Source organism: Archangium gephyra (assembly GCF_049060025.1).
Classification (GTDB): domain Bacteria; phylum Myxococcota; class Myxococcia; order Myxococcales; family Myxococcaceae; genus Archangium; species Archangium gephyra_A.
This window is the reverse complement of sequence record NZ_JBMEQQ010000002.1, coordinates 3,381,154-3,407,994: the sequence shown is the minus strand read 5'-3', so window position 1 is coordinate 3,407,994 and position 26,841 is coordinate 3,381,154. Positions and strand designations below refer to the sequence as shown.

Annotated in this window: 21 protein-coding genes and 1 pseudogene; 11 read left to right on the top strand and 11 right to left on the bottom strand. The window is 70.9% G+C overall.

The features are described 5' to 3' along the window. Nucleotides 1–7 precede the first annotated feature (7 nt). Entirely contained in the window at nt 8–823 is an 816-nt protein-coding gene (locus ACN28I_RS14680) for a DUF3108 domain-containing protein (protein WP_420942657.1), read from the top strand. After that, the gene (locus ACN28I_RS14675) at nt 820–1,413 is read left to right on the top strand and encodes a YceI family protein (protein ID WP_420942656.1); all 594 of its coding nucleotides are present in this window, start codon (nt 820–822) and stop codon (nt 1,411–1,413) included. The genes ACN28I_RS14680 and ACN28I_RS14675 overlap by 4 nt, the downstream gene beginning before the upstream one ends. 9 nt (nt 1,414–1,422) lie before the next feature. Here the strand turns inward: ACN28I_RS14675 and ACN28I_RS14670 are convergent, their stop codons facing one another. The 6 genes from ACN28I_RS14670 to ACN28I_RS14645 form a co-directional block, all read right to left on the bottom strand. Beyond that, nucleotides 1,423–2,628, bottom strand: a complete 1,206-nt coding sequence (locus ACN28I_RS14670; protein ID WP_420942655.1) for a hypothetical protein — start codon at nt 2,626–2,628, stop codon at nt 1,423–1,425. Continuing rightward, entirely contained in the window at nt 2,625–4,544 is a 1,920-nt protein-coding gene (locus ACN28I_RS14665) for an ATP-binding protein (protein ID WP_420942654.1), read from the bottom strand. Before ACN28I_RS14665 ends, ACN28I_RS14670 begins: the two co-directional genes overlap by 4 nt. Beyond that, a complete protein-coding gene (locus tag ACN28I_RS14660; protein ID WP_420942653.1) occupies nt 4,541–5,512 on the bottom strand; it encodes an ABC transporter substrate-binding protein in 972 nt (323 codons plus the stop codon). The genes ACN28I_RS14665 and ACN28I_RS14660 overlap by 4 nt, the downstream gene beginning before the upstream one ends. 49 nt (nt 5,513–5,561) lie before the next feature. Next, nucleotides 5,562–7,817 (bottom strand): fused MFS/spermidine synthase, encoded by a 2,256-nt coding sequence (locus ACN28I_RS14655; RefSeq protein WP_420942652.1) that lies wholly within the window; start codon nt 7,815–7,817, stop codon nt 5,562–5,564. Next, nucleotides 7,814–10,639 (bottom strand): MFS transporter, encoded by a 2,826-nt coding sequence (locus ACN28I_RS14650; protein WP_420942651.1) that lies wholly within the window; start codon nt 10,637–10,639, stop codon nt 7,814–7,816. Before ACN28I_RS14650 ends, ACN28I_RS14655 begins: the two co-directional genes overlap by 4 nt. Before the next feature lie 102 nt (nt 10,640–10,741). Next, on the bottom strand, nt 10,742–11,014 hold the full coding sequence (locus tag ACN28I_RS14645; RefSeq protein WP_420942650.1) for a hypothetical protein: 273 nt from the start codon (nt 11,012–11,014) through the stop codon (nt 10,742–10,744). A gap of 407 nt (nt 11,015–11,421) precedes the next feature. Between ACN28I_RS14645 and ACN28I_RS14640 the strand changes: the two genes are divergently transcribed. After that, a complete protein-coding gene (locus tag ACN28I_RS14640) occupies nt 11,422–12,264 on the top strand; it encodes an SDR family NAD(P)-dependent oxidoreductase (RefSeq protein ID WP_420942649.1) in 843 nt (280 codons plus the stop codon). A 143-nt stretch (nt 12,265–12,407) separates the two neighbouring features. After that, nucleotides 12,408–13,304 (top strand): hypothetical protein, encoded by an 897-nt coding sequence (locus tag ACN28I_RS14635; RefSeq protein WP_420942648.1) that lies wholly within the window; start codon nt 12,408–12,410, stop codon nt 13,302–13,304. Nucleotides 13,305–13,309: 5 nt separating this feature from the next. On the opposite strand, the gene ACN28I_RS14630 is transcribed toward ACN28I_RS14635, so the two are convergent. Next, a complete protein-coding gene (locus ACN28I_RS14630) occupies nt 13,310–14,509 on the bottom strand; it encodes a tetratricopeptide repeat protein (protein ID WP_420942647.1) in 1,200 nt (399 codons plus the stop codon). A gap of 218 nt (nt 14,510–14,727) precedes the next feature. Between ACN28I_RS14630 and ACN28I_RS14625 the strand changes: the two genes are divergently transcribed. After that, entirely contained in the window at nt 14,728–15,024 is a 297-nt protein-coding gene (locus ACN28I_RS14625) for a hypothetical protein (protein WP_420942646.1), read from the top strand. A gap of 1 nt (nt 15,025) precedes the next feature. Here ACN28I_RS14625 and ACN28I_RS14620 read toward each other — a convergent pair whose 3' ends face one another. Further along, nucleotides 15,026–15,952: a transporter gene (locus ACN28I_RS14620; RefSeq protein ID WP_420942645.1), complete on the bottom strand. Its 927-nt coding sequence runs from the start codon at nt 15,950–15,952 to the stop codon at nt 15,026–15,028. A gap of 128 nt (nt 15,953–16,080) precedes the next feature. Here ACN28I_RS14620 and ACN28I_RS14615 point away from each other — a divergent pair, with 128 nt between their 5' ends. Next, nucleotides 16,081–16,815, top strand: a complete 735-nt coding sequence (locus ACN28I_RS14615; RefSeq protein WP_420942644.1) for a hypothetical protein — start codon at nt 16,081–16,083, stop codon at nt 16,813–16,815. Nucleotides 16,816–16,913: 98 nt separating this feature from the next. Here the strand turns inward: ACN28I_RS14615 and ACN28I_RS14610 are convergent, their stop codons facing one another. Both ACN28I_RS14610 and ACN28I_RS14605 read right to left on the bottom strand, forming a co-directional pair. Next, nucleotides 16,914–17,168, bottom strand: a complete 255-nt coding sequence (locus tag ACN28I_RS14610) for a hypothetical protein (protein ID WP_420942643.1) — start codon at nt 17,166–17,168, stop codon at nt 16,914–16,916. Between the two features lie 219 nt (nt 17,169–17,387). Continuing rightward, nucleotides 17,388–17,729 carry an SDR family NAD(P)-dependent oxidoreductase gene (locus ACN28I_RS14605; RefSeq protein ID WP_420942642.1) on the bottom strand — a complete coding sequence of 114 codons (342 nt, stop codon included), beginning with the start codon at nt 17,727–17,729 and terminating at the stop codon, nt 17,388–17,390. A 156-nt stretch (nt 17,730–17,885) separates the two neighbouring features. On the opposite strand from ACN28I_RS14605, the gene ACN28I_RS14600 reads away from it, so the two are divergent. The 5 genes and pseudogenes from ACN28I_RS14600 (at nt 17,886) to ACN28I_RS14580 (ending at nt 25,283) form a co-directional block, all read left to right on the top strand. Then, nucleotides 17,886–20,534 carry a Kelch repeat-containing protein gene (locus ACN28I_RS14600; protein WP_420942641.1) on the top strand — a complete coding sequence of 883 codons (2,649 nt, stop codon included), beginning with the start codon at nt 17,886–17,888 and terminating at the stop codon, nt 20,532–20,534. Then, nucleotides 20,431–23,328: pseudogene (locus tag ACN28I_RS14595) on the top strand (Ig-like domain-containing protein); the annotation flags it as partial. The gene ACN28I_RS14600 and the pseudogene ACN28I_RS14595, both read left to right, overlap by 104 nt. A gap of 62 nt (nt 23,329–23,390) precedes the next feature. Next, nucleotides 23,391–23,588 carry an MYXO-CTERM sorting domain-containing protein gene (locus ACN28I_RS14590; RefSeq protein WP_420948641.1) on the top strand — a complete coding sequence of 66 codons (198 nt, stop codon included), beginning with the start codon at nt 23,391–23,393 and terminating at the stop codon, nt 23,586–23,588. An 82-nt stretch (nt 23,589–23,670) separates the two neighbouring features. Beyond that, nucleotides 23,671–24,852 (top strand): ankyrin repeat domain-containing protein, encoded by a 1,182-nt coding sequence (locus ACN28I_RS14585; RefSeq protein ID WP_420942640.1) that lies wholly within the window; start codon nt 23,671–23,673, stop codon nt 24,850–24,852. An 11-nt stretch (nt 24,853–24,863) separates the two neighbouring features. Next, the gene (locus ACN28I_RS14580; RefSeq protein ID WP_420942639.1) at nt 24,864–25,283 is read left to right on the top strand and encodes an MGMT family protein; all 420 of its coding nucleotides are present in this window, start codon (nt 24,864–24,866) and stop codon (nt 25,281–25,283) included. An 11-nt stretch (nt 25,284–25,294) separates the two neighbouring features. On the opposite strand, the gene ACN28I_RS14575 is transcribed toward ACN28I_RS14580, so the two are convergent. Beyond that, nucleotides 25,295–26,695: an MBOAT family O-acyltransferase gene (locus ACN28I_RS14575; RefSeq protein WP_420942638.1), complete on the bottom strand. Its 1,401-nt coding sequence runs from the start codon at nt 26,693–26,695 to the stop codon at nt 25,295–25,297. Between the last annotated feature and the right edge of the window lie 146 nt (nt 26,696–26,841).

The window sequence follows — 26,841 nt, the reverse complement described above, 5'->3', positions numbered from 1 at the left end:
GTACCCGATGGAGACCCCGATGCCCAATCCCCCTCAATGGAGCAGCAGCCGCCCCGCGGGCCTTCTCCGGGCGGCGCTCCTGCTCCTCTCGCTGGGAGGGTTGGCTCCGGCGGCTCGCGCCCAGGAGGCCCAGGCCGGTGGCGAGCGGCCCTTCACCGAAGGAGAGGTGCTCGCCTATCAGGTCTCGCTGGGAAAGCATGGGCGGAGTGGGACGGGGTGGCTGCGCGTGCAGCCCGCCCAGCCGCTGCGTGCGGAGCCGGTGGTGCTGCTGCGCTTCGACTTCGAGACCACAGTGGGGCCCTTCCACATCCAGCACCACTCGCGCTCGTGGCTGAGCGCCCGGCGCATGACGGCGCTGCGCTACGAGGTGGATGAGCGCGTCCCGCTCAAGACCGTGCGAGAGCGGGTGGAGATCTTCCCCGACGACCAGCGCTGGGAGCGGGCCGCCACGAAGGGACGGAGCAGCTCGCTGGAGCCGCTGGACGAGCTGTCCTTCCTCTATGCGCTGCGCACGATGGCGCTCACCCCGGGGGTCGTCCACCGGTTGGATCGCCACTTCGATGCGCGGCGCAACCCGGTGGTGGTGCGCGTGCTGCGGCGAGAGCCTCTGCGCGTACCGGCCGGAGAGTTTTCCACCGTGGTGGTGGAGATGGAGGTGCGAGACCCCGAGCGCTTCGGTGGCCGGGGCCTGCTGCGGCTGTACCTCACCGATGATGCACGCCGGCTGCCGGTGCGCATCGAGTCCCAGGTGCCCGTCGCCGGGCAACTGGTGCTCGAGCTCAAGCCGCCCCTGCCGGACAACGAGAGGAGAGTCGAACCATGAAACGCCTTGTTCCCATTTTCATGATGGCGCTGGCGTGGCCGGGGATGGCCGCCGCGCAGTCGAACGTGGAGCTGTTGCCAAGTGGCGAGCTGGCCATCGACGGCAAGTCCACGGTGCGCGACTTCACCTGCCAGGCGAAGGGGATGGAGGCCCGGTTCACCCCGGGAGAGGCCGGCGGTGAGCTCACGCTCGAGCAACTGACCGGGGCGCTGCGCGAGGTGCGGTTGGAGATTCCCACCAGCAAGCTCGACTGCGCCAACGGGACGATGAACGAGCACATGTATGGCGCCCTGCTGATGGCGCAGCACCCCACCATCCGCTTCCGGATGAGTGGCTACGAGGCGGGGGCCGCGAAGGATGGTCAGGTGCCCCTGCGCATCCGCGGCGAGCTCACGATGGCGGGAGTGACGCGGCCGATCGATCTGGTGGCCCATGCCACGTCCGCGCCCGCGGGGAAGCTGCGCGTGCAGGGCCGGTACCTGTTGCGCATGACCGACTGGGGCGTGCGCCCGCCCACCCTGATGCTGGGCACCCTGAAGGTGGGGGACTCGGTGGTCATCCGCTTCGACTTCGCCCTGGCGCGGAAGTAGGCCCCCGGCTCACGGGGTGCCGGGGTCGGCCAGCGGAGGCGCGGCGGGCGAGAGCACCTCGGCGAGCCGGCGCGACAGCTTGGGCCGGCCGCTCGACTCGTTGAGGTGCGTCACGTCGACGAAGTCCTCGGCGGTGAATCCGGGCGCTTCCGACAGGTCCACCACCGGCACGCCCGCCTCCCGCGAGAGCCGGGCCACCACCTCGGCCAGCCGGGCGCGGCCCTCGGGCGTCAGCCGCACCCAGGCCCTGTTGCGTGGCGCCAGCAGCAGCACGGTGCGCTCGGACACGCCGGCCAACGTCCGCAGCGCCTCCCCGAAGGCGGCCACCTTGCCCTCGTCGAAGCGCAGCTCCAGCAGGTCGCTCGACTCCACCCGCCACGCCAGATCCTCCTCCATCACCTCCGGCGCCGAGCGCATCCGGGCCCAGGCGAGGTAGTCCTCGCGCGTCTCGTCGTACAGGAGGCGCGCCTCGCCCCGGCGCACCGGGTCCCACTCCGGCACGCGCCGCCCCTCCGCCCGCTCCCTCCCGGCGCGCAGGCGTGCGGCCAGGGCCTTGCGCCCGTCATCCAACGCCTCGGGCTCCAGCCCGTCGAAGAGCTGGTGCTCCAGCAGCGAGGTGACGGCCAGGGGCGATGTTCCACCCAGCGCCTGCAGCGCCGCCAGGTGCGAGGCCTCCTCCGGTGAGCGCAGCGCCGTCTCCGCCAGCTCGCCCGGCGTGGCCAGCAGCGCCTGCTTCACCTGGGCCAGCTCGCGGAAGCGCGAGGCCTGTCCGCGCGCCAGGGTGGCCTGCAGGGGCGTGAACTCCACCACCGTCAGCCGCGCGCGATGGCCCCTGCGCTGGAAGGCCTCCGCCACCCGGCGCGCCAGCAGCCGCTGCACCTCCGGCTCCACTCCCGGGAAGCCCAGGTTGTAGGCGGTGACACGCGGCCCTCGCAGGTGGGCCTCGAACACCTCCGGCGAGAAGCCGTGCTGGATGAGGGACGAGCCGAAGACGAGCGCCGCGTCCTCCCTCGCGGCGATGTCCGGCAGCACCCCGAGGAAGTCCCGGACGCGGCCGGCCCCCTCGGTGAGACGGGCCCGGGTGTCCGGGCTCGTGGTGCGCTCGAGCAGGGCGATGAAGCCGCGCGCCATCACCAGCGCCGCCAGCAGGACCCCCAGGCCCACGGCCAGGGCCTTCGCGGCGGTCCGGTTCTCCGCGGGCAGGGGAGGGCTCATCCGGTGGTCTTCGCTCCGCGGGTGGCCTGTTCACCCTTCTCGGCCACGGGCATGTAGACGCGGAAGGTGGTGCCCTTGCCGACTTCGCTCGACACCTCGATGCGCCCTCCCATCGCCGTGACGATGCCGTGGCAGATGGAGAGGCCCAGCCCCGTTCCCACTCCCACCGGCTTGGTGGTGAAGAAGGGCTTGAACAGCCGCTGGAGGTTCTCCGGCGGAATCCCCACGCCCGTGTCCCGCACCGACACCACCACCCACCCCGCATCCACGCGCGCCGTGGTGACGCGGACGCTGTGGCCCTTCGCATCCCCCTCGGGAATGGCCTGCCCCGCGTTGACGAGCAGGTTGAGGAAGAGCTGCCCGAGCCGCGACTCGTTGGCCAGCACCCGCGGCACCTCTCCGTACTCCTTCACCAACTGCGCCCGGTGGCGGATCGCGGTCCGGGCCAGGCTCGCGCACGAGTCGAGCACCGCGTGGATGTCCACCGGGCCCAGGTGCTCGTCCTCCCGGCGCGAGAAGCTCCGCAGGTCATGCACGATGTTGCGCATGCGCTCGCCGCCCTCGAGCGCCTCGCGCAGCGCCTGTTGCACCTCCTGCGCCTGCTCGTCCGACAGCGGCTTGCCCGCCTCGCCCGCCTCGCCCAGCTCATCCACCGCGAAGCGCAGGTTGCTCAGCACGTAGGAGATGGGGTTGTTGAGTTCGTGGGCCACGCCCGCCGCCAGCGTGCCGAGCGACACCATGCGATCGGTGGTGCGCAGCTTCTCCTGCACCTGCTTGCGCTCGGTGATGTCGCGCGCGATGGACACCACCGCCGGCTGGCCGTCGAACGGGATGGAGAACGTCACCACCTCGCCCAGCACCTGCTGGCCACCCCGGTGCCGGAAGCGCACCTCCCGCGCCGAGCCGGGCAGGGACGTCTCGGCGAGTGGATCCTGCTCGCCGGGCATGAGCAGCTCCTCCACCGCCAGGCCCCGCAGCTCCTCCTCGCGCGCATGGCCCAGCAGGGTGACGGCCGCGGGGTTGGCGAAGAGCAGCGTGCGCTCGCGGTGGACGAAGATGGCGTCCGGCGAGCGCTCGATGAGGGTGCGGAAGCTGGCCTCCGAGCGCAGCAGGGCCTCCTGGTCCTGGCTCAGGCGCTCGGCCATCTCGTCGAAGGCGCGGCCCAGCGTTCCCACCTCGTCCACCCCGCGCAACCCGGCGCGTGCGTGCAGCTCCCCCGCGGCGAGCTGGCGGGCCACCGCCTCCAGGCGCCGCACACGCCGCCCCAGCGCGAAGTGGAAGAACAGCCCCAGCAACCCGGCGATCAGCACCAGCAGGAGGCTCGAGCGCAGCGCGGAGCGCTCGGCCCGGTAGCGCTGCGCGGCCTTGAGCTGCGACAGGTCATGCTGGAGGTAGAGGATGCCCACCCGTGCCCCCTGGGACTCCGGGTTGAGCTGGAGGGGGTAATAGCCCTCCACCCGGGAGCCGTCCTCGCTCACCCGCACGTCTCCGCTCATCCGCACCCGCGCGGCCTTCATGCGGACGAGGGCCTCCGGACGGATGAGCTCCGGCCACGCCTCCCAGACCGGATGGCCGATCAACGCGAGCCGGGTGGAGGCCAGCACGGTGCGCTGGTCGTCCAGGATCAGGCCCACCGTCAGGTCCGGATTGGAGCCCAGCTCCGCGAGCTCCTCGCGCACGGCCTCGAGCTGCCCGGTGCGCAGCAGGTACTCGAGCGTCCCCTGCAGGTGCGTCATCCGCAGGGTGATGTCCTCGCGCACGTGCTCCTCCACCTGCTGCTCGCGGTGCGCCATGTCGCGATGCAGGGTGTAGATGCCGAAGAAGCACGCATACGCGAGCAGCAGCAGCGGGACGAGCACCCGCATGGACAACAACCGGTGCCACCCGGCGCGCTGGGCGGGGACAGGGGCTTTCATGGTGACACCCGCAGCAGTGGCGCGGCATCGAGCATCCGCGCGGACTCCGTCCTCCCCGGGAGCCCTGGGAGGAGCTGGTGGTGCCGCAGCAGCGCGCCCATCCGCTCGATGGTGTCCTGCAGGCCCGGCCGCGCGCCGGTGAGCAGGGCCCGCTGGGCGGGCGCGTCCATGAACCGCACGCCGGACAGGGCCTCCTGGAGCCGCCGCGGCTCCAGGCCGAGCCGTCCCGCCATCCGTTGCATCGCCTCCTCGGGGTGCTGCTGCTTCCAGGCGAGCGTGGCGAACCAGCCGCGCAGCAGCGCGTCCACCTGCCGCGGCCACGCTTCGAGGAAGTCCTTGCGGACCACCAGCACGTCGACGATCTCCCCGGGGATGCTCGCGCTGTCGAAGAGCTTGTGCGCGCCCACGGCCGCGAGCCGCTGGCAGTACGGCTCGAAGGTCACCACCGCGTCCAGCTCGCCCCGCTGCCAGGCCTCGGCATGGGTCTCCAGGGGGCTGAGCTCCAGCCGGATGTCCTCGCGCCGCAGCCCGGCCTGCTCGAGCACGCGGGTGAGCATGTACATCCCGAGGAGCGACTCCTCGGAGCCGATCCGCTGGCCCGCGAGCCCGGAGAGGGACGTCACACCGGGCCGGACCATCAGGCAGTCGGCCCCATGCGAGGCGTCGAGCACGAGCACCACCTTCGGATCATGACCGAGCTGCTCGAGGGACAGCACCTCCTCGAGGCTGGCGGACACGGCGTCGATGGCGCCATTGCGGAACGCCCGCAGGAGCTGGGCGGAGGACCTGTACTCCACCAGGTGCACGCGCTGGGCGGGAATGAGGCCCAACTGCTGCCCGAGGAAGAGGGGCTCGCTGCCGGGCCAGGGGATGGTGCCCATCCGAAGCCGTGGCTCGGGTGTTGGCGTGCAGGCGCACAGCAGCAGCAGTGCCGCGAGCAGCCAGCTCTGGGGTCTGGGCGCGTTCATCGGAGGTCGAGCTCCAGGATATCAAGCGAACCAGGCGCCAGGGGCGCGCTCAGTTGTTGGAGTAGAAGAGCCCCAGCTTGCCGGGCAGCCGGCGGAACTCCAGGGCCGGCATGTCGTCGCTGTTCTGGAACTCCGGGGCGCGCGCGGCCAGCTCCTGGAGCTTCTCGTCCCCCAGGGCGATCAGCTCCTCGAAACCGGCGAGCCCGTTCTCCAGGCCGATGGGCCCGAACAGCGCCCGGCCCTCGTCGTACTGGCGCAGGAAGATTTCGCGCTGGTGCGGCCGCAGCGGCTCCGCCGAGGCGATGAGGGTGAGCCCGTCGCCATAGGCCGGAATGGCCTTCACGTGGGGAAACACCTCGTGGATGCCGTGGTACAGCGACGCGACGTCCGGCCCGAAGATGTGCTGCGTCAGCACGCCTCCCGGCTTCAGGCGCGAGCGCGCCATCTCGTAGAACTCGCGGCTGAAGAGGCTGGAGGAGCCCGGCAGGTACGGGTCCGACATGTTGACGGAGATGATGTCGTAGCGCTCGGGCGTGGTGGCCAGGAAGTGCCGCCCGTCGGTGACGTGCACCTGGATGCGCGGGTTGTCGAAGTAGCGGTGGTTGCCCGGGCTGAACAGGCTGGCGTGCTCGACGAGCGCCGGGACGATCTCCACCGCGTCGATGGAGCGCACCTCGGCGACGCGCGAGAACGCCCCCGCCGTGATGCCGTAGCCCGAGCCGATGTTGAGCACCTTCTCCAACTGGGGCGCGTAGAGGATGGGCAGGTACGCCTGGGACTCCTGCACGTACTGGGTGCTGGGATCGCCGTACAGGTAGACGAGGTGGGTGCGGTTGTTGAGCACCTGGAGCCGGCCCTCGTCCAGGCGCACCACGCTGAAGATGCCGTGCGCGTCCTCGCTGCTCACCAATGCGTTCTTCGTGTCCACCACCGGCGGCACCTCGGTGCTGCGCGGCAGGATGATGGCGAGGAAGCTCAGGCCCGCCACCGCGGCCAGGGCATGGTCCGAGGGCCGGAAGTGCTGGCGGAAGGCGTACACCAGCCCCAGCAGGGACAGCACCAGCAGCGCCGAGTTGAAGGCGATGAGGCCGTTGGAGCCGATGAGGTTGATGAGCACGTAGCCGCTGGCCAGCGAGCCCACGAGGCTGGCCAGGGTGTTGAAGCCGTACACGAGCCCCACCCAGCTCGCCCGGTTCTCCACCCCGGCGGGCCGGGCGGCGAGCGCCAGCGGGAAGAGCAGCCCGAGCGCCGTGGCGGGGAACACCACCATGACGAGGATGAAGAGGACGACGAGGCCGGGGTTGCTCGCCTGCAGGGCCGGGCGCTCCAGCAGGAACGCGGCCGAGAAGGAGATCAGCGTGAAGGCGCACGAGTAGAGCAGGATGCGCCACAGCGGATTGGGCCCGCGCAGCAGGACGCTGCTCATGCGCGCCGCCTGGCCCATGAAGAGCAGGATGAGCGCCAGCGCGATGCTCGTCACGTAGACGCGGTTGCCGAACGCCAGCGACAGGAAGCGCGTCCAGGTGATTTCACACGACAGCGCGATGAAGCCCGAGAAGCCCGCGAGCGCCAGCAGCATCGGGCGGCTGAGCAGCCGGCCCTCCGCGGAGACCGCCGCCGGGGCGCCCTCCTCGGCCTCGTCCCCGGCCCCCACTGGAACGGGCGGGAAGTAGCGGCTGGCCAGCAGGGCCACGCAGAAGATGAGGCCATTGAGCACCGCGGCGGCCACACCGGCCCGGATGCAGCCCAGGTAGTAGATGAGGACGAAGCTGGCGACGATGCTCCCCGTGGCGCCGCCAATGGTGTTGATGCCGTAGAGCGCGGACACCTGCCGGCGGTCCGTGACGAGCTGGCTCACCAGCGGCAGCGTCATGCCCATGAGCGTCGTGGGCACCGCGATGAGCGCGGCGCAGACCGTGAACTGGCTGGCCAGCAGCTTCAGCAGCGGCGCCGTGGGGGAACCGGAGAGCGACAGGTAGAAGCCCTGGTGCGTGAAGAGCGTCCAGGTGACGAGCACGGCGCTGAGGCCCACCAGCAGCTCCACGCCGCCATAGGCCGCCAGCGGATGGGCCGCCAGCCACCGGCCGCGCTTCAGGAGCTGGGACATCAGGAAGCTGCCGAGCGCCAGACCGAGCATGAACACGGTGATGACGCACGACATCGAATAGATGGTGCTGCCGAGGATGATGCCAAACCCGCGCAGCCAGATGATCTGGAACACGAGCGACGTCATGCCCGTGCAGAACAGGAGCGCGCAGAGGAAGCGGAAGCGGGAGCGGCTGAGCGTCGTCGTCGGGGCGGTCATGGATGCTCGGCGGCGAGCCGGGAGTAGGGGGAGAGCGCGCGGATCCGCGCCTGGTACTTGTGGGCCTCGTCCTGATCTCCGCGCTGGAGCGCCAGGCGCGCGAGGGCCTCGGTGGCGGCGAGGTCCGTGGGGTTGTGGCGGACGGCCTCCTCGAGCAGTGCCCGCGCACGGCCGGGCTCCAGCGGAGGCTCCACGCGGGCGGCCAGTCCCAGCACCTGCCCCGTCCACACCCCGGCGGCCGGGTGCGCCGGGTACACCTCGAGCGCCCGGCGGAAGTCGGCCGTGAGGGACCCGGCGTTCTCCAGCACCTCCGCGGGCGGCCGGGCGCCGAACGCGTCGAGGGCCGCCACTCCCCGCAGGAAGTGCTGGTCCGCCTCGTGGACGCGCTGCACCTTGGCGCGCAGGGACTCCAGTGCTTCCTGGCCGCCAGGGGCCGCGCGCAGGTGCTCGAAGATGAAGGCCGGGTCGTGGGAGACGAACCGCTCGACGGTGGCGGCGATCTCCCGGGGCGGATCCTGCGGCAGGAAGTCCAGCACCGGGTTCATGTCCCGGTTGATGAGCGGCACGCGCGAGGCGATCTCCGCCAGCCGCTCGGGGCCGGCCCGGAAGCTGGCGAAGAAGACGGCCGGATCTCCCCAGCCGAAGCCCTCCAGGTCCGCCAGCGCCACCCGCTCGAACTTCTCCCGCCACGCCTCCCAGTCGATGTTCGCCTCGTCGCGGAAGCCGAGCAGGAAGGCCTCCTGCGTGTTGAGGCCCAGCGGCAGCCACAGCAGGCTCTGCGGGAAGACCTCCTGGAACGTCTTCAGGATGACCAGCGCCTTGGTGGTGCCCGCGTTGAGCGGCAGCCACGCGAGCACCACGCCTCCGGGATTCAGGTGCCGGCGCGCCTCGCGGAAGTGCTCCTGCGTGTAGAGCCGCAGGCTGCCCTCGCTCGCGAGGATCATCGAGTCCGACATGATGACGTCGTACGTGTCGGGGCTCATCTTCAGGAAGTGCCGGCCGTCCATCACGTCCACGCGCACGTTGGGGCGCTGGCTGGCCTTCTCGTTGAGGGCCTCGAAGTACTGCTCGGCCATCGGAATCATGTGCTCGTCGAGCTCGGCGATGTGCAGCAGTTCGGGCTCGTAGAGCTGCAGCGTCCGGGCGAGCTCGCCCACGCCGTAGCCGATCTCCAGCACGCGGCGCGGGTTGGAGTGCACGAGCATGGGCAGGTGGGCCTGCAGCCGCTGCGTCTGGCGGCGCGTGGGCACCGTCTCCCCGGACTGGAAGGGGCCGCCCATGAGCACCCGCTCCCCGTGCGCGTCCTCGGCCACCAGCACCGGCTGCAGGCTGCCCTCGTTCTGGGCGATGATGTGGAAGCCGGGCCGGAGCCCCGCCTGCTCGTAGAAGCGCGTGAGCCAGTCCCCGCTGAACCAGCCCACCAGCCCCACGGCCGCGAGCCCCACCCCCACCATGAGCGGGCGCCTGGGCAGCGGCCGGAGCGCCAGGCCTGCCACGCTCGCGGCGATCAGCAGGTTGAGCCCCGCGGTGAGCAGGAGCGCGTGCGAGGTGCCCACCCACGGAATGAGGACGAAGCCCGTGAGGCACGAGCCCAGCACCGAGCCGAGCGTATTGGCCGAGTAGAGGTTGCCGACCGTCCGCCCCAGCAGCCGCAGGGGCCCCGCGTACAGCTTGCCGGCCAGGGGGAAGAGGCCTCCGAGCAGGAGGGTCATCCCGAAGAGCATGAGGAAGGCGGTGGCGATGGTGAGGGGCCGTTGCCCCGCGTGGCTGACGAGCGACAGCACGGGCAGGGTGATGAGCCCGAGCAGTCCGAGGATGAGCTCGAAGAGGATGAAGAGCTGGAGATCACTCAGACCGGGGGGACTCCAGCGGCTGAGCACGAGGCTGCCGAGGCTGATGCCCAGCAGGTACACGGAGAGGACGCAGGCGAAGGTGGCCAGCTTCCCCAGCAGGAGGAAGTCGAGGGTGCGGAACCAGATGACCTCGTAGGCGAGCGCGCAGAAGCCGGAGAGGGCGAAGGCCGGCAGGAGGATGCGCGCCGCGGCCCCAGACTTCCCCTCGCCGGATTTCCCCTCTCCCTCCGGGAGAGGGACGGGGTGAGGGTGTTGGACTTCCGTGTGTCCTCCCCGTGCCTCCCTCCGCGCCATCACCAGGGCGGCGATGCCCGTGACGAAGTTGAGCAGGAGGGCGGCGTGGTAGCTGGCCTCGTAGCCGATGGCCCACACCAGTCCCAGCATGAGGATGGCGCCGGCGGAGGCGCCCAGGGAGTTGATGGCATAGAGCCGGCCGAGCGCGGACTTCACGCCCTCGGCGTGGGTCACCGCGTGCCGGACGATGGCGGGCAGCGTGCCGCCGATGAGGGTGGCGGGGATGGCGATGAAGACGAAGGCGATGAGGAAGACGAGCCACTTGACGGTGGCCTGGGGGGCCCGGGTGTACAGGGCCTCGTAGAGCGCGCCGGTGTGCTGGAAGGCGTAGAAGGCGGCGAGCCCGCTGAGGGCGACGCCGAGCTCCAGCACGCCATAGAGGAGCAGGGGCCGCCGGGAGGGGCCGTCCACGAGCCTGCCGAAGACGTACGAGCCCACCCCGAGTCCGAGCATGAAGGCCGTGATGACGGCGCTCACGCTCTGGGTGGTGCCTCCCAGCAGGTACGTGAAGATACGGGTCCAGAGGACCTGGAAGAGGATCCCCGACAGCCCCGAGAGGAAGAAGAGCCGCAGCACCCAGGGCCGGATGGAGGGCTCGGGGGAAGAGGCGTCATCGCTCGTCGGGGGGGCGGGAGGATCGGTCGGACGGAGCACCGCGGCCGTGGTCTGTCTCATCGGGCGTGGGCGAGAATGCCACACCCGCAGCGAAACGTCTCCCGGGTGACCTGACGCCGGGGGAGCCCGCTCAGGGCTCCGCCCAGCCTGTCTGCCAGGCGATCAGGGGAGGGTGTCCGCCGGAGGGGCCGCCGCCTGGCACACGCCCCCCACCAGCTCCAGCCGCGGCTCGGCGACGAAGATGCAGATGGAGACGACGTCACACTGCCGGTTGAACCGCTCCTCGCGCTGCTCGAGCCGCTTGAGCGCCCGCTGGAGCGCGTTCTCGTCCGTCGTCTCCGAGCAATAGACGACGTAGTCCCTCGGCCCGCCGCAGGCCTGGGCTCCCACCGGAGCGGTCCGGCACTGGCTGACGTCCGTGCACCCCTCGGCCACGGCGAGCTTCCCGGGCCTCGGTCTCGAGCTGCCCTATCTCCGCCCGGTTGCACTGCCGCTGACCGGCTTCCTGGGCGATGGCACTCGTCCCCCACAGCGCGAGCCCCAGGCCCGCTGCCCGCATCCATGTCCGCATCATCTGATCCCCCCTCGTGTTGTCACTGACGACGTCCGTCACGGTGAGCACCCTGGGAGGGGGTCACAACCGGGGGCCTTCCGCCGGACAGCCGCCCGTCAGGAGGGCCGAAGCCCGGGGCCGAAAGTCCGGAAAAAGACGCTTACGCGACATCCTGGATAACCCGCGTTTATTTACTGGAGTGCTGGATAATTCCAGCTTAGCTGGCAAGAAGCGTGCTTCCGTTGGCTTTCCCTGGTGCACAAAAGATGCTCATGAAACGAGGCTTGCCATGACGAAGGACTTCCTGAAGGACCAGGTGTGCCTGGTGACAGGTGGGGCTCAGGGGATTGGCTGGGCGACGGCGCGGCAGCTCGCGGCGGCCGGGGGCACGGTGTACGTGTGCGACATCTCCGAGGAGCACCTGGCGACGGCCCCCGCGCGGGCGGCCGAGACGCCCTGGCCCGAGCGCTTCCACTTCTCCCGCTGTGACGTGTCGGACCGCCAGCAGGTGGAGACGTGGTGCGCGGGCATCCTGGAGAAGGCGGGCCACATCGACGTGCTCGTCAACAACGCGGCCTTCGTGCGGTGGGAGAACGTGCTCGACATGTCCGTGGAGGACGTGGAGCGGACGATGGCGGTGGGCTTCCATGCCATCGTCTACACGACGCACCGGGTGCTGCCCGCCATGCTGGCGCGGGGGCGGGGCCACATCATCAACATCGGCTCGTCGGCGGGGCGCGTCTTCGCGGGCAACTCGTCCGCGGCGTATGCGGCGGTGAAGGCGGCGGTGGACGGGTACTCGCAGACGCTGCAGGTGGAGCTGAGGAGCACCCCCGTGCAGGTCATGCTCGTGCGCCCCGGGACGGTGGCGGGGACGGAGTTCTTCGGCAAGCACGTGCCCTCGTCGCGGATGCCCCGGCTGGCGGACTTCGTCCCGCCCCTGACGCCCGATGAAGTGGCGAGGGCCATCATGGATGGGCTCCAGCGGCGCCGGCCCATCGTGGACGTGCCGCGCTCATTAGGGGCCTTCTACCTGCTCTTCGAGCACGCGCCGGGCTTCATGCGCTGGCTGGCGCGCGTGGGCGGCAGTGCCCGGAGTGACTTCAGCATGCTGCCGAGCCGGACGGGCTGACGTGGGCCTCTTCCGGCCTCTGAGAGTTCGAGAGCGCGCGGCGACTGTTCGCGGGAAACGGAGCCAATGTGCGCAAAGCACCAGCACGGCTCCAAACGGCGACACTTCCTCTGGAGCCCACTTTCCCGGGCTTGGGGGAAGACATGATGAAAGCCACCGAATTGCTCGGAGTGATGCTGCTGGTCCTCGCCGCGGGCTGTGGCCCGGTGGACGAACCCGCGAACCCGTCCGCGGAGGCTGTCCGCACGGAGGTTCAAGAACTCCAGGATGACAATGGGCTGGCCTTCAACGGCCTCGCCTTCAATGGACTGGCCTTCAACGGCCTCGCCTTCAATGGGCTGGCCTTCAACGGCCTGTCCAGCGCCAGCTTCTCCTCCTGGTTCCAGGCGCACCCGGCGGAGTCCAACCAGTTCATGAAGTACCTGGTCCATTGCTCCGTCCCGGCCGGACAGACCCGGACGTACTCGAATGGCACGTCCACCTATGTCTGGAATGGGGGCCTCGGACTGGCACCCGCCTGGTCCAACGGCTCGCCCGCGACCCTGGCGGAGCAGCAGGTCGTCTCCGCGTGCCTGGGGGCCCTCGCCAACAAGTACGGACGCACCGTCCAGATCTCCGTCCTGGGCTCCACCGCGCAGGGGCAGCCCATTCCCACCACGTCCTCGGAGATGGGCGACTTCACCATCCGGGAGGGCTGCTTCTTCGGAAACCTCTTCAATGGCGAGGGGCTCTTCGTCGGAAACGACCAGGGCCTGCTGCCCCCGGCGCAGAGCAGCCTCCGCGCCTGTGCGCTCTCGGGCGGCAACGCGTGCCCGCCGCTCACCCATGTGGGGACCTGCCACGGGCGCTGCCGGCACGACGCCACGGGCTCCTACTTCGCCCAGTGCACCTTTGAGGGTGTCACCTACCAGTCCCTCACCACCCGGCTCCGCCCCCAGGACATCTACACGTGCGGTGACGGCATCTGCCAGCCCAGCGAGTCCTGCGGCACCGGCAATCGCCCCGACAACTGCCGGCGCGACTGCGGCTCCTGCGGCTGAAACGCTCAGCCCCGGATGATGGGCGGCCGCATGGGCGCCCCGTGGATCTGCGCCTCCAGCTTCCGGGCCTGCTCCACCAGGGCCGCGTCGCCGCTGGCCTTGACGGGCTCGAGGGCCTTCAGCGCCTCGGGCTTGCGGCCCTGGTTGAAGAGCGCCAGCGCGAGATTGAGGCCCACCCGGGGCTCGTCCGGGTGCTCCTCCGACAGCGCGCGCAGCACGCGCTCCGCCTCCGCGGCCCGCTCCTCCGCCAGGTACAGGCGGGACAGGTCCAACATGGGCTCGAGGATCCGCGGCGCGGCGCGGTGGAGCTCCTCCAGCAACGCGAGCGCCTCGGCCTGCTGGCCCTGTGCCGTGCGCACCTGGGCGAGCGCGTGCTTGGGCTCCACCGCCGCGGGCGCGCGCTGGATGGCCTCCTGGAGGGCCTGGGCCGACTCGGGCAGGTTCCCCATCGTGAGCAGGGCCAGTCCGCGCTGGTAGAGGGGGTTGGCATCCCCGGGCTTGAGGGCCTCGAGGGCCCGCGCCGCCTCGACGGCCTTCTGGGGCTCGCCCATCACGAGGGCGCACTGGAAGCGCGCCTCATGCAGGGGCGCCTCGCGCGGGTGGGCGGCCACCGCCTCGGTCAGCACCGTCATCGCCGGGGCGAAGTCCTTCAGGGCCATGAGCGCGCGGGCATGCAGCAGCCGGGGCATCCACTCGCCGGGCGCCAGCCCGCTGGCCACGCGGAACACCTCGCGGGCCTTGTCCGGCCGGCCCTGGCGCAGGGCCACCTGTCCCAGGTCCACCAGCGCCTGGGGGCTCTCGGGTTGAATCGTCAGCGCGGCGCGCAGGGCCTTGGAGGCCGCGTCGTCCATGCCCCGGCGCAGCAGGGCCTGCGCATGGGCGTAGTGCTCCACGAAACCGGCGCCCGCGGCCTGGGCGAGGCCCGCCAGCCGCTCGAGCACCTGGGGGCTGTCCCCATCATCCTCCAGCGAGAGGCTCAGGGCCCGCGCGGCCGGGTGCTGGGGGGAGAGCGCCACCGCGCGCGCGAGCGACTTCCGGGCCGCCTCGGACTGGCCCAGGGCGAGCTGGGCCCGGGCGAGGCCGAACCAGCAGTCCACGTCCTGGGGATGCGAGCGGAGGGCGGCCTCGAAGGCGGAGACCGCCGCCGCGAACTCGCGTCGTGCGAGGAGCTGCAGACCTGGCTGGGCGTGCTCGGAAGGATTCATGGCGCTGGACATTGTAGCCCTTCCGTCAGGCACGCATCAGGGGATTGAGGCCATACTGGCGGGCATGTGGCGGCACCTCTTCGGGGCGGCTTTCGTGCTCGTCCCCGGCCTGCTCGCGCTCCAGGCCTGGCGTTTCCTGCGGCTGTCCGCCACCCCTCGAGGCCTGGCGGGAGCGCGCTTCCACCCCCGCGCTCGAGCTGCGGACGGAGGAGGGGCGGGTGCGGCTCTCCGCGGGAAACTACGCGCTCGTCTTCCCACGGAATGCGGAGGTTTCCAGCGAGGCGCCGGACTCGAGGTCCTTGCACGAGGGAGACGTCGTCTGCGCGCTGGTCACGCTCGAGGAGCGGGGGCGTCACCCCCGGGCGAGGGCCGAGTGGCTCTACGCCGCGCCCCTGTCGCACTACCTGTCGGACGTCCCCGGGGACGTGCGCCTGCTGCGCCGGGCCGTGGCGGCGCTGTGCGCTACCTCGGCCCTGGGCGCGGTGGGATGGGGCTGGCTGGCCCGAGGCGGCTAGCTCAGTCGTCCCAGGTGGTGAGCATCCCGGGGATTTCACGGGCCAGGTTGCCCGCGTTCACGTTGCCGGAGACGTCGAGGCCCACGCCCACGCCCACGGCCGCATAGGCCTTGGCCTTGAAGTGGGTGAGGCCGGCCTCGAACTCCGCGCCCGCCATGGCGCCCGCCGCCGCGGTGACGCCCAGCTTGCCCTTGGCCACTTCATTGCCGTTGATGGTGGTGGTGATCTCACCGGACAGGCTGCCCTTGGCGCCCGCGAAGCCCTCGGCTCCGGCGGTCACGGACACGCCGTCCTTGCCCACGTGCACCTTGAGGTTGACGGAACCGTCGATGCCGACGTTCCCCTCGGCGCCCAGCTTCACCTTGACGGAGATGTCCTCTCCGTTGACCTTGAACTTGAACTCCTTCTCGGCCGAGCCCTCGGCCTTGATGAGGTTGGCCTCCACCTCGAGCTTGACGTTGATGTCGACGCCCTTGAGGCCCTTGGCCTGGATGTTCGCCTCACCATCCACCTTGAAGCTCGGCCCCGTCACCTTGCCGCTGACGTCGACGCCGCCCGGCAGCTTGCCCTTGCCCTCGGCCAGGGTGGCGCCGCCCGCCTCGTAGAGGGGCTTCGAGTCCTTGCCCTTCGTGGACAGGAGGGTCGTCGTGCCCTGCGGGGTGACCTTGCTCTTCTCGGTGCTCTGGGTGTCCTTGCCCTTGTACTCGTACGAGTCCCGCGTCCCGGTCTTCTTGTTGTCGTACGTCTTCGACTTCGTCGTCGTGGACGTCTTCTCGTTGGAGCGGGTCGTCGAGGTGGTGACGCGGTTCTCCTTCACCGCGCTCTTGGAGGAGCCGTTGCCCGTCGTCGCCCGCTGCCTGTTCACCTCGATGCCGGTGCTGCGCGAGTTGCTGTAGAGGTTCGAGTCGGAGCGGCGGATGGGGGGCATGGGAGGTTCTCCGGCGGAGCCACGAAAAAGGGGCCCGGAATGCTTCGCTGACCGCATTATCGCGAGGTCGCCGCGCGAGTTGCGTGATTCCAGGCGATTTTCTCGAAGAGCATGGCATCGTCCCCGGGATGACCTCAAACCCACGGCGTTCCAAGGCGGTGTGGCTGGCGTTGGGATTCGCGGCCCTGGTGTCCGGCGCGCTCGCCGGAGGCCTGGGGTACGCCTCGCACCTGGCCGGGGAGGAGGCGGGACAGGCGGAGTCACTCCCGGTGTTGGATGCTTCCAGCCTGGGTGGAAAGTCGCCGGGGGAGGCCGTGCTGGTGGCGGGGAAGCTCGCCAGCGACAACCCGGTGCGCTTCCGCCGCTACGTGGCGTACCTCCATTTCGAGCCGTACCGGGACACCTCGGGGAGCAGCCCGCGGACGCGGTGGCGGGTGAGGGAGCGCGTCACGCCGTCCCTGCTGGTGGAGACCGGCTCGGGCCGGGTCCGCATCCGCAACGAGGACTATCAGCTCGGCGCGGCCACGGGGGAGCCCGGGGAACTGGACGAGCGGGGCCCCACCTCGTGGCGGGACGAGAAGGACGAGGGGGCGTGGGACCCCGCGAGGCCGTCCACGGGCTCCCAGTGGTACACCGGCTTCGAGGCGGGCCAGGACGTCGTGGTCCTGGGCTCCCTGGCGAGCGGAGGGGCGACGCCGGAGGTGAACGCCACCCGCGTCTTTGGCGGCACGAAGGCGGAGCTGGTGGCCTCGGCCCAGAGCTCGGCCCGTTTCTTCCAGATAGCCGCCTGGGTGCTGGCCCTGGTGTGCGCGGCGGTCCTGCTGGGGCTGGTGTGGCCCTTCCTGAGCCCCGCGCGGCGCTGAGCCGTCCCGCATCGGTGGCCCCCCACTCGTAGTCGACTACGAGTGAAGGGTGGCCCGGTGCGGAGCGGAACGCCGGGCCTCGGGCGGAGGGAGAGGCGTCACGCGGAGGAGAGCAGGTGGGCGGTGGTGTCCCGCACCGCGCGCCGTGTGGCCTCGTCCTGGGCGACGGCGGGCCACGGCTGCTCTTGCTCCTCGACGAGCCAGCGGGCCTCGCCAGCGGGGGACCAGCGCTCGCGCGCGAGGATGCGTGCGAGGCGCGCGGCACACACCTCGGGGGCTTCCCAGCCGCGCTTCACGAGCGACAGCAACCAGCCCATCGGCCCGGTGCGCGCCCCGAGGTCCGTGCGCACCACGCCGGGGTGGAGGACGACGACATCGAGCTTCCGGGTGGGCGGCCGCCACGTCGCGCATGGCGAGGGCGAAGCACAGCTTGGTGTTGCAGTAGGTGCGGATGCCGGAGAAGTCCGCACCGGTGGGTGTGCGGGCCGCGTCGAAGTGCCCCTTGAGGATCAACCCGGCGCTCACCACCAGGATGCGGCGCAGGCGCCCGGCCTCGAGCAGTGCCTGCTGCATCACGAGCGGCGCGAGGTGGTTGACGACGAAGGCGGCCTCGAGCCCGTCGGGGGTGAGCTCCGCCTGGACGGCCACAGCCCGGCATTGTGGATGAGCGTCGCGCCCGGGGTGACGGTCTCCGCGAGGCGCTGCCCGAGGGCGCGGGCCTCGGCCCGTGACGAGAGGTCTCCCGGGACGGCGATGGCGCGTCCGCCCTTCTGCGCGATGGCGGTGACGAGGGCCCCGAGGCGGGCGCGGTCCCGGGCCACGAGGACGAGGCGAGCTCCGTGCTTCTCCGCCAGGACGAGGGCCAGCGCGTGGCCGATACCGCGCGAGGCGCCGGTGAGGATCAAGTCAGCCATGGCCGGAGCGTGACAGGCCTGTCCCCGGAGAGGAAGACGCGCTGGGGACCGAGTTCTTCCAACCCAAGACACCGTCTGTCATCATGCACCGAGGCTGGCGGCCGGGAGCAGGCTGGGGGGCATCATCTTCGCCGTGCCTCTTCAGGAGAACCCGACATGATTCACGGCAGCCGTCTCCGAGCTTCTCGTTCCTTCCTGGCCAGGCTCTGGCCGCTGGTGCTGGGCTTCCTGTGGCTCCACTGCAGCCCCGCGGACCCTTCCACCGGGGAGCACCCGGACCGGCTGACGCTGAATGGCCAGCCCCTGGAGCTGGAGGGAACGACGGCCCCTGTCATGATGGCGGGCTGGAGGTCCATCCGCTCCATGGCGGTGGCCCGATACGAGCACACGGCGACGCTGCTCCCGTCGGGCAAGGTGCTCGTCGTTGGGGGCTCCAACAACCTCGGCGACGCTCTGGCCGGCGCGGAGGTGTATGACCCCGCGGCGGGCACCTGGGCTTCCGCCGGCGCTCTGGCCTCGGCCCGATACAGTCACACGGCGACGCTGCTGCCCAATGGCAAGGTGCTCATCGCTGGAGGCGTCAGCGGCTACTTCGGCGGCGCCATGGCCAGCGTGGAGGTGTATGACCCCGGGACGGGCACCTGGGCGTCCACCGGCTCCATGGTCAGTGCGCGCATCGGCCATACGGCGACGCTGCTGCCTTCCGGTAAGGTGCTCGTCACCGGGGGCTACAACGGCAGCGCCATGGCCAGTGCGGAGGTGTATGACCCCGCGACGGGCACCTGGGCTTCCACCGGCTCCATGGTCAGTGTGCGCAACGGCCACACGGCGACGTTGCTGCGGGATGGCAAGGTGCTCGTTGCTGGCGGCCGCAGCAGCGACGCTCTGGCCAGTGCGGAGGTGTATGACCCCGCGACGGGCACCTGGGCTTCCACCGGCGCTCTGGTTTCGGCCCGCACCCAGCACACGGCGACGCTGCTGCCTTCCGGTAAGGTGCTCGTCGCCGGGGGCTACAATGGCAGCGCCATGGCCAGTGCGGAGGTGTATGACCCCGCGACGGGCACCTGGGCTTCCACCGGTTCCCTGCCCGTTTCGCACTACAGCCACACGGCGGCCCTGCTGCCTTCGGGCAAGGTGCTCGTCGCCGGGGGGTACAGCGGCTACTTCTCCACCGGGATGACGGAGGAGTATGACCCCGTGACGGAAACCTGGGTGACCACCGGCTCCCTGGCCAGGGCCCGGGCCGAGGTCCCGGCGACCCTGCTGCCCAATGGCACGGTGCTCATCGCGGGGGGCTCCAACGGCAACCCGCTGAGCAGCGTGGAGCTGTATGAACCCGGGGCGGGTGCATGGACTTCCACCGGCGCTCTGGCTTCGGCCCGCAACAGCCACACGGCGACGGTCCTGCCCTCGGGCAAGGTGCTCGTGGCCGGGGGCGACTCCGGCAGCGGCGCCCTGGCCAGTGCCGAGGTGTATGACGCGGGGACGGGCACCTGGGCTTCCACGGGCTCGCTGGCCACTGCACGCTCCAAGCACACGGCGACGCTGCTCCCGACGGGCAAGGTGCTCGTGGCCGGGGGCTCCCACGGCAGCGGCACCCTGGCCAGCGCCGAGGTGTATGACCCCGTGACGGGCACCTGGGCCTCCACCGGCTCCATGGGCTCGCCTCGAGCAGGCCACACGGCGACGTTGCTGCACGATGGCAGGGTGCTCGTGGCTGGCGGCGTCAACGGCGGCGCCCTGGCCAGTGCGGAGGTGTATGACCCCGCGACGGGCACCTGGCTTCCCACCGGCTCCCTGACGCGGGGCCGGGACCGTCACACGGCGACGCTGCTGCCCAATGGCAGGGTGCTCGTCACCGGGGGGTACGGCCTTTTCTACGAAAGCATCTCGGAGGAGTACGACCCCGGGACGGGCACCTGGGTCTTGACCGGCGAGATGGAGGTCCCGCGCTACAACCACACGGCGGTGCTGCTGCCCAATGGCAAGGTGCTCGTGGCCGGGGGCGAGTCCCTCAGCAGTCCCCTGGGGCGAGCGGAGGTGTATGACCCCGCGACGGGCACCTGGCGCCTGGCCGGCGCCACGGCCACGAACCACGTCTCCGCCACGGCGACCGTGTTGCCCTCGGGCAAGGTGCTCGTGGCCGGGAGCTTCAGCGGCACCGGCTCCCTGGCCAGCGTGGAGGAGTATGAGCCCGGGACTGGCACCTGGATTTCCAGTGGCGCGTCCTTGAACACTCCCCGAGGGGGCCATACGGCGACGCTGCTGCCCTCGGGCCAGGTGCTCGTCACCGGGGGCTCGAACGACGGCGGCCCTCTGGCCAGCGCGGAGGTGTATGAGGACACGGGAGCCCTCGAGGCGTGGCGCCCCGGTTTCCTGGCCACGGTCTCGAGACCGGGGGCGGTCATCCACCTGACCGGCAACGGCTTCCGCGGAGTCTCGGAGGCGAGCAGCGGGAGCACCCAGAGGCTTCGCCACCAACTTCCCGATGCTCGGCCTGATGGCGGTGGAGGGGGGCGCCCTGACGAGAATGTCCCGAGGGAACTACTCGGACACCTCGGTGACGGGCACCGTGCCGGCCGTCCCGGGTGGCTACTACTTCCTCACGGTCATCACGAACGCCATCCCCGGTGGGCGGATGCTCCTCGTGCAAGGGACGCCCTTGCTGGCCCCGGTGGTGGTGACGCCCGCCAGTGGCGCCATGCTGGAGACCGTGACACCCGTCATCTCCGGCACGGCCGAGGTGGGCAGTACGGTGACCATCTTCCTGGATGGAACGGCGGCGTGGACCGCCGCGACCGATGACCTGGGGAACTGGAGCGTCACTCCGAGCACCGCGCTGGCGCAGGGACTCCACTCCGTCACGGCGCGGGCGGAGGATGCGGCCGGCAATATCAGCCCTGACGCCCCTTCCCGCTCCTTCATCGTGGACACGGAGGCGCCTGACGCCCCGGTGGTGCTGACGCCCGCCAGTGACGCCCGGGTGAATAGCGCCATGCCCTCCATCTCGGGAACGGCCGAGGCGGGCAGTACCGTCACGATCTCCCTGGATGGGAAGGTGGCGGGGACGGCCACCGCCCATGCCTCGGGGAACTGGAGCGTCATCCCCAGCACCCCGCTCACGCAGGGGGCTCACTCCGTCACGGCCCGGGCGACGGACGCGGCCGGCCATACCGGCCCTGACTCCCCCTCCCGGTTCTTCACCGTGGACACGGTGGCGCCTGGGGCTCCCGTGGTGCTGACGCCGGCCAGTGGCGCCGTGGTGAATACCGCGACACCCGTCATCTCCGGAACGGCCGAGGCGGGCAGCAGGGTGTCCATCTTCCTCGATGGCAGGCCAGCGGTGGCCGCGGTGATCGATGGCGCGGGGAACTGGAGCTTCACTCCGAGCACCGCGCTGGCGCAGGGGGCTCACTCCTTCACGGCCCGGGCGACGGATGAGGCCGGCAATACCAGCCCCGCGTCCACGTCTCGCTCCTTCCGCGTGGACACGGTGGCGCCTGGGGCTCCGGTGGTGCAGACGCCGGCCAACGGCGCCTGGGTGAATAGTGAGACACCCGTCATCTCCGGAACGGCCGAGCCGGGCAGTACCGTCACGATCTCCCTGGATGGGACGGTGGAGGGGACAGCCGTGGCCGATGGCGCGGGGAACTGGCGCTTCACTCCGAGCACCGCGCTGGCGCAGGGGGCTCACTCCCTCACGGCCCGGGCGACGGATGCGGCCGGCAATACCAGCGCTTCCACGTCCCGCTCCTTCCGCGTGGACACGGTGGCGCCTGGGGCTCCGGTGGTGCTGACGCCGGCCGGTGGCTCCGTGGTGAATACCGCCACGCCCTCCCTCTCCGGAACGGCCGAGGCCGGTAGTACCGTCACGCTCTCCCTGGAGGGAACAGTGCTGGGGAGCACCGTGGCCGATGCCTCGGGGAGCTGGCGCTTCACTCCGAGCACCGCGCTGGCGCAGGGGACTCACTCCGTCACGGCGCGGGCGAAGGATGTGGCCGGCAATACCAGCCCCGACTCCATCGCCCACTCCTTCACCGTGGACTCGGAGGCGCCTGGGGCTCCGGTGGTGCTGACGCCGGCCAACGGCGCCTGGGTGAATAGTGAGACACCCGTCGTCTCCGGAACGGCCGAGCCGGGCAGTACCGTCACGATCTCCCTGGAGGGAACGGTGGCGGGGACGGCCACCGCCAATGCCTCGGGGAACTGGCGCTTCACTCCGAGCACCGCGCTCACGCAGGGGGCTCACTTCGTCACGGCCCGGGCGACGGATGCGGCCGGCCATACCAGCCCATATTCCACGTCCCGGTACTTTTTCGTGGACACGGTGGCGCCTGGGGCTCCGGTGGTGCTGACGCCGGCCAGTGGCGCGGTGGTGAATACCGCCACGCCCTCCATCTCCGGAACGGCCGAGGCGGGCAGTACCGTCACGCTCTCCCGGGAGGGGACGGTGCTGGGGACCACCGTGGCCGATGACGCGGGGAGCTGGCGCTTCACTCCGAGCACCGCGCTGGCGCAGGGGGCTCACTCCCTCACGGCCCGGGCGGCGGATGCGGCCGGCAATACCAGCCCCGCCTCCACCGCCCCCTCCTTCAGCGTGGACACGGTGGCGCCTGGGGCTCCGGTGGTGCTGACGCCGGCCAGTGGCGCGGTGGTGGATACCGCCACGCCCTCCCTCTCCGGAACGGCCGAGCCGGGCAGTACCGTCACGATCTCCCTGGATGGGAAGGTGGTGGGGACAACCGTGGCCGATGACGCGGGGAACTGGCGCTTCATTCCAGGCACCGCGCTGGCGCAGGGGACTCACTCCCTCACGGCCCGGGCGACGGATGCGGCCGGCCATACCAGCGCTTTCACGTCCCGCTCCTTCAGCGTGGACACGGTGGCGCCTGGGGCTCCGGTGGTGCTGACGCCGGCCGGTGGCGCCGTGGTGAATACCGCCACGCCCTCCATCTCCGGAACGGCCGAGGCGGGCAGTACCGTCACGATCTCCCTGGAGGGGACGGTGCTGGGGAGCACCGTGGCCGATGGTTCGGGGAGCTGGCGCTTCATTCCAGGCACCGCGCTGGCGCAGGGGGCTCACTCCCTCACGGCCCGGGCGGCGGATGCGGCCGGCAATACCAGCCCCGCCTCCACCGCCCGCTCCTTCAGCGTGGACACGGTGGCGCCTGGGGCTCCGGTGGTGCTGACGCCGGCCAGTGGCGCTCTGGTGAATACCGAGACACCCGTCATCTCCGGAACAGCCGAGGCCGGTAGTACCGTCACGATCTCCCTGGATGGGAGGGTGGTGAGGACCACCGTGGCCGATGACGCGGGGAACTGGAGCTTCACCCCGAGCACCGCGCTGGTGCAGGGGGCTCACTCCGTCACGGTCCGGGCGACGGACGCGGTCGGCAATACCAGCGCTTCCACGTCCCGCTCCTTCAGCGTGGACACGGTGGCGCCTGGGGCTCCGGTGGTGCTGACGCCGGCCAACGGCGCCGTGGTGGATACCGAGACCCCCGTCATCTCCGGAACGGCCGAGGCTGGCAGCACGGTCCTCCTTTCCATTGACGGCGAGGTCGCCGGAAGCACCCGGGCGAACAGCGACGGCACCTGGAGCTTCGAGCTGCACGGAGGCCCTTTCTTCGGGACGCCACACGCTGGTCGTCAGCGCGGTGGATGCCGTGGGCTATCAAGGCCCGGCCTCTGCCCCGACGTCCTTCACGATCACGCTCCCTTCCCCCCCCCCCGCCTCAGGAGGGCGGCGGATGCGCCGCGGCCCCCACCTCCGCCGCGAGCTGGGTGGCTGTTGCCCTCGGAATCGGGTGCCTGCGCCGCCGCAGGCACCTGGGAACCTCGCGCCGCGGGATCGCGTAGGCGGTCGTTCTGTCAGCGGCCCTCGAGAAGGTGGCAGGCTTCTTGCTGAACGAGGGCCGCACCCCGAGATTGGACGCTGACGATGCGCCTCCCTGGCCTGTTGCTGACGTTGCTCGCCGTACTGATGTGGCCGTCTGGTCCCGTCCGAGCGGAGGATGTCTCCGGCCGGCCGCGGCGTGGGCGGGCGGACGCGCTGCACGCCGCGGTGGTCCGGGGCGACCGCGCCCTGGTGCGGCAACTTCTCGAGGCGGGGGCGGAGCCCAACGCGCCGGACGCCCGGGCCGCCACGCCGCTGATGCTCGCCCCCGACGCGCCCATGGTCGAGTTGCTCGTGGCGGGTGGAGCGAACGCCCGCGCCGAGGATGCCCAGGGGCGTACCCTGGTGGGACGTATCGTAGAGGCAGCCTCGCGTGAGAGGCCCTCTGTCCAACTCCTGCGCGCGGTGGTTCGCGCGGGGGCGGACGTGGACCGGGCCCACCGCGCGGGTGAGACGCCGCTGGAGGTCGCGGCCCGGCGTGGCGACCTCGAACTGGTGCGGGAACTGCTGTCGTTGGGGGCCCGCGTGCCGGGTGCCCTGGAGCGAACCGCGATTCGAGTCGCGTTGCCCGTGTCCTCTGGCGCGGGCGTCCGGCTGGCGGAGGAGTGGGGCTGGCACGGGCGTGAGCTCGTCTTCCGCCGGCTGCATGTCCGGCTCCTCACGAGCGCGGCCGAGGCCGTGCCGGTGCCGCTGGAGCTGGGGAGCCCGCTGAGCGAGGCACTCACGGAAGGGGAGGTCGAGCTTGCCGTGGAGGGACCGGACGGCCAGCCGGCACCGGCGGAGGTGGCCCAGCAGACCGAGTCGGTGATGCAGGTCTCGGATGAGGGGCCGCACGTCGAGCTGCACCGGCTGGAAGACGGGCCGCTCCGCCTGGAAGGCCGCGCCCGCGCTCGCTCCGGGACGCTGGCGGCTCTTCGGCCTGGAGGCGCTGCCGGCCCCCTTCCCCGCTTTCACGCCCGGCGAGCTCGAAGCGGCGTTCGAGCCGGAGAACCGGCCGCGCTGGCTCGAGGTGCTGCGGCGGTCTCCGGAGGCTGCCAGACCGTTCATCCACCGCATGCGCATCCGTCTGAGTCTCGCCTCCGGTACCGTCAAGACGCTGGAGCTCCAGCTCCCCTCCGGCTGCTGAGCCTGGAGCCCGCCAACTCCACGTGTAGGGTCGGGTACACGACGCCGGACGTAGTACCAACTTCCCTGGACAGGTTCTCTGAGGTAGGACGAGAGGCCTGACTGGAGAAGACATGTCCACGACCGTTACCATCACCATGCAGGAGCGAAGGTTTTTCGAGCGCATCTACCAGGTCGTCGAGCAGGTGCCGCACGGCCAGGTGTCCACCTACGGTGACATCGCGATCATCGTGGGGGGAGGGTGCGATGCGCGCATCGTGGGGCTCGCGATGGGCGACCTGGGACCGCGCGCGCCCAAGGTGCCCTGGCAGCGGATCATCAACCGCTCGGGGGGCATCAGCACGCAGGGCTACAACCAGCGCGAGTTGCTGGTGGCCGAGGGCGTCGAGTTCGACGAGAAGGGCAAGGTGCACCTGGACCGGTTCCGCTGGGCCGGGCCGAGCCAGGAGTGGGCGGCGAAGCACGGCTTCACCCCGCTGCCCGCGCGCAGCTCGGGCAAGGAGGAGGACAAGTCCCAGATGCGGCTGTTCTGAGCCGCCGTGCCTCAGAACTGGAAGTAGATGAAGCTCTGCCCCGGTGTGCCAATGGCCATGGCCACGGCCATGCACGTGGCCACCGCGGGCCAGAGCAGGGCAGGGCGCCGTTGCAGCCCGGTGCGCTCGGCGAGCGCGGACACGCCGTGGCACACCACGAGCCCCGCGCCCACCAGCACCAGCGTCAGCACCGAGGCCCGGGTGACATCCGAGGCCACCTCGGGCGCATGCATGCCGCCCAGCACCCGCAGCGCCGAGCCCAGGCTGTCCGCGCGGAACAGCACCCACCCGAGCACCACCAGGTAGAACGTCCCCGCCCGCTTCACCCACTGGAGCGCCGGGGGCGTGGCCGCTCCGGACCACCGGGGCAGGCGCGCCGCCAGCACATGCGAGGCCACCAGCAGCAGCCCGTGGTACGCGCCCCAGAGCACGAACGTCCAGCTCGCCCCGTGCCACAGCCCGCCCAGCACCATGGTGAGCATCAGGTTGCGGTAGCGCCCGTTCCGGTTGCCGCCCAGCGGAATGTACAGGTAGTCCCGCAGCCACGTGGACAGCGACAGGTGCCAGCGCCTCCAGAAGTCCACCGGCGAGGTGGCCAGGTACGGCAGATCGAAGTTCGGCGGCAGCACGAAGCCCAACAGCAGCGCCACCCCGATGGCGATGTCCGTGTAGCCCGAGAAGTCCGCGTAGATCTGCCCCGTGAAGGCCAACGCGCCCGTCCAGCTCTCCAGCGCGCCCACCGGCCCCGTGGCCCCGAAGAGGCCGTCCGCCACCGGCGCCAGCAGGTCCGCCAGCGTCTTCTTGAAGAGCCCCACCGCGATGAGCAGGTAGCCGCGCTGCACCTGCTCCCACCGGGGTGTCTCCATCCGCTCGAACTGGGGCAGCAGCACCGACGCCCGGATGATGGGCCCGGCCACCAGGTGCGGGAAGAAGGACACCGCCGCGACGAACTCCTCCGGCCGCTCCCGCGCCTTCAGCTCACCCCGGTACACGTCGATGGTGTAGCTCATGCTCTGGAACGTGTAGAAGGAGATGCCCGCGGGCAGCACCAGCGAGAACGTGGGCTCCGGCGCCGCCACCCCGAGCAGTGCCAGCAGCCCGTGCGCCGAGTCCGCGAAGAACCGCGCGTACTTGAAGAGCGCCAGTACTCCCAGGTTGGCGGTCAGGCTCACTACGAGTAACAGCCGCCTGCGCCGCTCGTCCTCCGAGCGGCCGATCTCCCTGGCCAGCCAGAAGTCCAGCAGCGCCGTGCCCAGCAGCAGCGGCACGAAGCGCACGTCCCAGGCCCCGTAGAAGACGAGGCTCCCCCCCGTGACGAGCCACAGCTTCGCCCCGCGCGAGCGGGCCACGAAGTGGAAGGCCACGAAGAAGACCAGGAAGAAGACGCCGAACAGGGCCGTGTTGAAGAGCATCCGCGGGACCCCCATCCTACCTGGGTTGTCCGCTTCCAGCACACCCGGGCGATCCACCCGCCCGCTCCATGCGTATACTCGCCCCCCCTATGGAAGGCCGCCTGGTCCTCAAGAATTGCTCCATCTTCCGCGCCGACGGCCGTGGA